The following is a 4910-nucleotide window of genomic DNA, read 5'->3' as shown; positions in this document are numbered from 1 at the left end:
CACTCGGGCGGCCTCGCCGAGCACGGGCAGGTCGGCGCCGACGGCCGCGAAGGCGTTGAGCGAGGGCGGGTGGATGCCGATGGCGCGGGAACCGCGGGGCGGGTCGACGCTCTGCTCCCAGACCTGCACGTCGACGCCGGCCCGCGCGAGGAGCGCGCCGAGGAACAGCCCGACAGGACCGCCACCGACCACGAGCACGTCCGTCTCCGCTGTCACGGCTCGAGCCTAGGCATCGGGGGCCGGGTCGGGGAGGGGGTGCGCAGGAGGGCGGAGCGTGATCGTTGCGGCTGCGTCACTCCGCTCGGCGGGCCACGAGCCGGCGCAGGTCCTCGACCCCGGTGCCGGCGAGCGTCGACAGGAGCGTGCGGTCGGCGCCCTCCTCGAGGACCGCGTCGTGCGGCACCCCCACCGCGGTGGCTCCGGAGGCGATCGCGGCGGCGAGGCCCGTGGGGGAGTCCTCGATCGCCACGCACGCGGCGATGGCGACTCCGAGGCGCTCCGCCGCGAGCAGGTAGGGCTCGGGGTCCGGCTTGCCGTGGCGGACGTCGTCGCCGGTGACGACGGTCGCGAGGGCGACGCCGAGCGCGGCGACCACCACCTCGGCCAGGCGCCGGGAGGAGGTGGTGACGATCGCCTGAGGGACGCCCGCCGCCGCCGTCTCGCGCAGGAGCTCGAGCGCACCGGGCCGCCACGAGACGCCCTCGTGCAGGGCGGCGATCACCTCGTTCTCAAGGCGCTCGGCGACGGATTCGTCGTCGAGCGCGACTCCGGCGGACTGCAGGGACCGCACCGTCTGCTCCATGGTCGAGCCGATCAGGGCCTGCGCGTCCTCGGCGCCCCAGCGCGCGCCGTGCTCGGCGGCGAGCGCGGCCTGCGCCCGGATCCACGCGGGCTCGGAGTCGACGATGGTGCCGTCCATGTCCCAGAGCACGGCGGCGAGCGGGGTGGAGGAGTGTGCGGTCATGCCTCCGACGGTAGCGGCCGACTCGATCCGACGGGTCCGACGACGAGCTCGCCGCCCGCCGCCCGCGACACGCACGGCATGATCCAGTGCTCGCGCTCCTCGGCCAAGAGCACGAGGTCGCGGTGATCGGCCGTGCCGCGGACCAGGCGGAGCCGACAGGTGCCGCAGGTGCCCGACTCGCAGGAGGAGTCGATGTCGATGCCGGCCGAGCGCAGCGACGCGAGCATCGAGCGGTCTGCGCCCACGTCGACGGCCGCACCGGTCGGCTCCCAGACCGCGGTGAACGGGGCGACCCGGCCGCCGAGGGCGTCGACTCCCGCGAAGTCCTCGACGTGGATCCGGCTCGGCCGCCAGTGCATCGTGAGTGCGAGCACCTCGTCGATCAGCGCCGACGGCCCGCAGCAGTAGATCCGAGCGTCGTCGTCCGGCTCGGCGACGAACGGCCAGAGATCGAGCCGTCCGTGCTCGGCGCTGTGGTGCACGAGGGCCCCGCCGGTGGTGAACTCGTCGCGCCAGGCGGTGTCCGCGGGGCTGCGGCTGAGGTAGACCACCTGCGCCGCCGAGCCCTGTGCCCGGAGCTCGGCCGCCATCGCTCGGATCGGGGTGATCCCGATGCCGCCCGCGATCAGCAGGTAGCGACGCGCGGGCTCGAGGGCGAAGGTGTTCGCGGGAGGCGCCGCCGCGAGGACGTCGCCGACGCGCACGTCGTCGTGCAGACTCCGCGACCCGCCCCGCCCGTGGGGCTCTCGGCGCACGGCGATCACGTAGTGCGGCGGTTCCACCGACCCGGGCTCGACGAGGCTGTAGCTCCGCCGGGCGCCGGAGGGGGTCGTCAGAGTGAGGTGCGCGCCGGCGCTGTAGCCGGGGAGGGGCGCGTCGTCGGCGTTGCGGAGGACGAAGCGCGTGACCGCGGGCGTGAGCACCTCCCGCTCAGCCACGACGAGTCGCAGGTCAGGCACGGAGCACCAGTTCGTCGCCGACGCGGAGCGTGCCGCCGTCGAGCACCTCCGCGTATACGCCCATCAGGTCGTGGCCGTAGGTGCTGTGCAGCAGCCGCGGGACCGGCAGGTCGCGCCTCCCGGTGCCCGGCTCGACCTCGGTGGCCGCACAGCGCTCGGTGGGCTTCGTGATCCGCAGCCGCACGCTGCCGACGGTGAGCTCGCGCCCGACGAGGTCGAGTTCGCTCCACGCGGGCAGGCCCTCGAGGTGGATGTTGCCGCGGAACCGCAGCGGATCCACCTCCGCTCCGATGCGCTCGGCGAAGTCGCGGACGCTCGCCAGGTTGATCAGCGACACGTACTCCATCTCGACGTCCGAGGCATGCGCTGTATCGGTGAACCGGCGGCCCTCGTCCTGCGCGAGCACAGGCTCGACTCCGGGCGGCAGGTCGAGTACCCGGGCGTAGAAGGCGCGGACGCGGGCACGGCCGCTCTCGGCGCCGAGGTCGGCGGTGAGAGCGCGGCGGCCGCGCACGTCGACGGTGAGGAGCCCGGACTCGGGGTCGAGGTGCGTGCTGAGGCCGGCGAGGCGCGCCTCGGCCACGAGGGCGAAGTACTCGCGCTTGGAGATCCCGTGCCGCATCCCGGAGCGGTAGGCGCCTCCGGGGCGGGCGAGAGCAAGGGTGCGGTCGAAGGGGATGCCGCGGCCTGCGGTGAGCGCGACCTGCGCGAGCGGCTGCGCGGACAGGCCCTTCACCGGGTAGACCGAGAGGCCGTCGACGCGCGTGGGCATGGGATCCATCCTCGCGCACGCGGACCGGTGGGTTCCGGTGCCTGCTCGGTCCGTCGCGGGATGTCGTGTCCCGATCACCTGCTCCGCCTTGTGCAGCGACCCCGATGCGCGCCCCCGGAGCCGTGAGCGGGCTCGAGACCGTCGGACACGCGCTCGCCCTCGACGAGCAGCTCGGCGACGAGCAGGGCGCTCACGCGGATCGCGGCGGACGTCGCGGGGGTGCGTCGGTTCCTCCGCGATCGCGGGTCACGGGTGGTCGATGGCGACCAGGACGGCACCGCGTGGCAGCGGGCGCCGTCCGCCTCAGTGCCGGAAGTGCGCGCGGACCTCGGTCTGCCACCGCTCGCGGTCCGCCTCCTCGATGAACGCGGCGTCGAAGGAGTTGAGGGCGAGCCGTTCGAGCTGCGCATCGTCCATCCCCAGCTCCTCGACCAGGGCACGGTAGTTCTCGTCCACGTAGCCGCCGAAGTAGGGCGGGTCGTCGCTCGAGACGGTGGCCACCAGACCCTCCCGGAGCATCGCGGGAAGCGGATGGTCCGCCATCGTGTCGACGGCACGCAGGGCCACGTTCGAGAGCGGGCAGACTGTGACCGGGATGCGCCGCTCGCGCAGCATCGCGACCACGGCCGGATCCTCCATGGCGCGGATCCCGTGGTCGATCCGCTCGACCTTCAACAGGTCGACGGTGGCCGCGACGGTCTCGGGACCGCCCTCCTCGCCGGCGTGCGCGACCAGGCGCAGTCCCTCCGCCGCGGCGCGGGCGTAGACGTCGACGAACAGCTCGGGGCCGAAGCCGACCTCGTTCGAATCCAGACCCACGCCGATGATGTGCTCGCGGTAGGGGAGGATCGCGGTCAGCATCTCGTCGGCCGCCTCCGCCCCGAGGTCGCGCAGAAAGCACATGATCAGCGCGGTCGAGACACCGTGCGTCTCGACGCTGGCCCCGAGAGCGCGGGTGATCCCGGCCATGACCGTCGCGAGCGGCACCCCGTTGCCGAGGTGGGTCTGCGGATCGAAGAAGATCTCTGCCCTGCGCACATTCGCCGCGCTCGCGCGATCGAGGTAGCCGGTGGCGAGCTCGAAGAAGTCGCGTTCGGTCCGCAACACCGTGAGGTTGGAGTAGTGCAGCTCGAGGAATGAGGCGAGGTCGGTGAACGCGTACCGCGCTCGGAGCGCGTCGAGGTCCTCTGTCGGCAGGGCGACTGCGTTGCGCCGCGCCATCTCGACGATGTGCTCGGGCTCGATCGTGCCCTCGAGGTGGATGTGCAGCTCGGCGCTCGGCGGAGCGGGGAAGGCGGGGCGGGGCATGTGGCGTCCTCCGGAGAGCGGGCGAGACCGCGGCGGAGCGGCGGTGCTCGTGACGGTAGCCGCCCCCTGTTTCGCGCGCGTTTCCCGCCGGCACCCCGGAGGCTACCCCTGGGCTGCGGCCGGCTGGCGCAGGAGGAGCCGCGCGCCCGTCGCGAGCTGCCAGATGGTGACCGCGTAGACCGCGAGACGTTCCCAGGCTCCGTCCGGCAGTAGGTCGACGCCCGCCACCCGGGAGTCGACCTGGAGCAGCAGGAGGCCGAGCAGGCCGACGATCCCGAGCACGACGCCCAGCCGCGCCGACGCCCACGGAGGGCGACCGCGTCGCGCCGAGACTCCGGCCACGATCGACGCCGCGTTGCCGCTGACGATGGCGAGGCCCGCGCCTAGCACGTGCAGGCCGCCGACGCCGCTCTCGGCGCTCGCGCTACTGCCGTGGACGAGGCCGACCAGCGCGATCCCGACCGCGTAGACGACGGCCAGAGCGAGGAACAGCCTCCCCCGGCCGAAGGCCCTCACGGTCGCGACGGCCGCAGCGAGGTAGAGCGCCCCCTGAACCAGAAAGCCCACGTTCATCACCGCGTGCAGAGGCGAGTCGATAATCCGTCCCTCGAAGACTCCGACCTCGGGGACGCCGAGGTCCGAGATGTAGTTCTGGGCGTAGCTGTACCCCGGGAACGCCGAGGCAGCCACCGCCTCAGCGAGCAGATAGGCGAGAGCGCTCACGATCCAGAGCACCCCGGGGAGCACGGCGCGCGGAGTCATCCCGCCATCATCGTGCACCCGCAGGCCCGGCACCGCGCCGTCAGCGCCAGTGGGCGAGCTCGGTGCGCAGGGTCGCCCGGGCGCGGGCGAGGAGCCCGCGGACGGTCGAGGCCGAGAGGCCCAGCTCGCGGGCGATCGCGTCGTA

At 73.5% G+C, this 4910-nt stretch carries 7 protein-coding genes; all 7 read right to left on the bottom strand.

From position 1 onward, the window contains the following. Positions 1–216: FAD-dependent monooxygenase (locus ACH61_RS13900; RefSeq protein ID WP_153038895.1), on the bottom strand; the 216-nt coding region annotated here is incomplete at its 3' end. Between the two features lie 76 nt (positions 217–292). After that, on the bottom strand, positions 293–964 hold the full coding sequence (locus tag ACH61_RS13895) for an HAD family hydrolase (RefSeq protein WP_068213109.1): 672 nt from the start codon (positions 962–964) through the stop codon (positions 293–295). Further along, the gene (locus tag ACH61_RS13890) at positions 961–1923 is read right to left on the bottom strand and encodes a PDR/VanB family oxidoreductase (protein ID WP_068213105.1); all 963 of its coding nucleotides are present in this window, start codon (positions 1921–1923) and stop codon (positions 961–963) included. The genes ACH61_RS13895 and ACH61_RS13890 overlap by 4 nt, the downstream gene beginning before the upstream one ends. Continuing rightward, positions 1916–2695, bottom strand: coding sequence for an MOSC domain-containing protein (locus ACH61_RS13885; RefSeq protein WP_158286072.1), 780 nt, complete (start codon positions 2693–2695; stop codon positions 1916–1918). The genes ACH61_RS13890 and ACH61_RS13885 overlap by 8 nt, the downstream gene beginning before the upstream one ends. Positions 2696–2998: 303 nt before the next feature. Continuing rightward, positions 2999–4003, bottom strand: coding sequence for an adenosine deaminase (locus tag ACH61_RS13880; protein WP_068213097.1), 1005 nt, complete (start codon positions 4001–4003; stop codon positions 2999–3001). A gap of 102 nt (positions 4004–4105) precedes the next feature. Continuing rightward, positions 4106–4765 carry a DUF998 domain-containing protein gene (locus tag ACH61_RS13875; RefSeq protein ID WP_068213094.1) on the bottom strand — a complete coding sequence of 220 codons (660 nt, stop codon included), beginning with the start codon at positions 4763–4765 and terminating at the stop codon, positions 4106–4108. Between the two features lie 40 nt (positions 4766–4805). Further along, positions 4806–4901, bottom strand: coding sequence for a hypothetical protein (locus ACH61_RS19400; RefSeq protein WP_413784042.1), 96 nt, complete (start codon positions 4899–4901; stop codon positions 4806–4808). Positions 4902–4910 lie beyond the last annotated feature (9 nt).

The organism is Rathayibacter tanaceti, from assembly GCF_001634385.1.
Lineage (GTDB): Bacteria > Actinomycetota > Actinomycetes > Actinomycetales > Microbacteriaceae > Rathayibacter > Rathayibacter tanaceti.
Note: the sequence above shows the minus strand (reverse complement) of the source record. Positions and strands in the feature narration are given on the sequence as shown.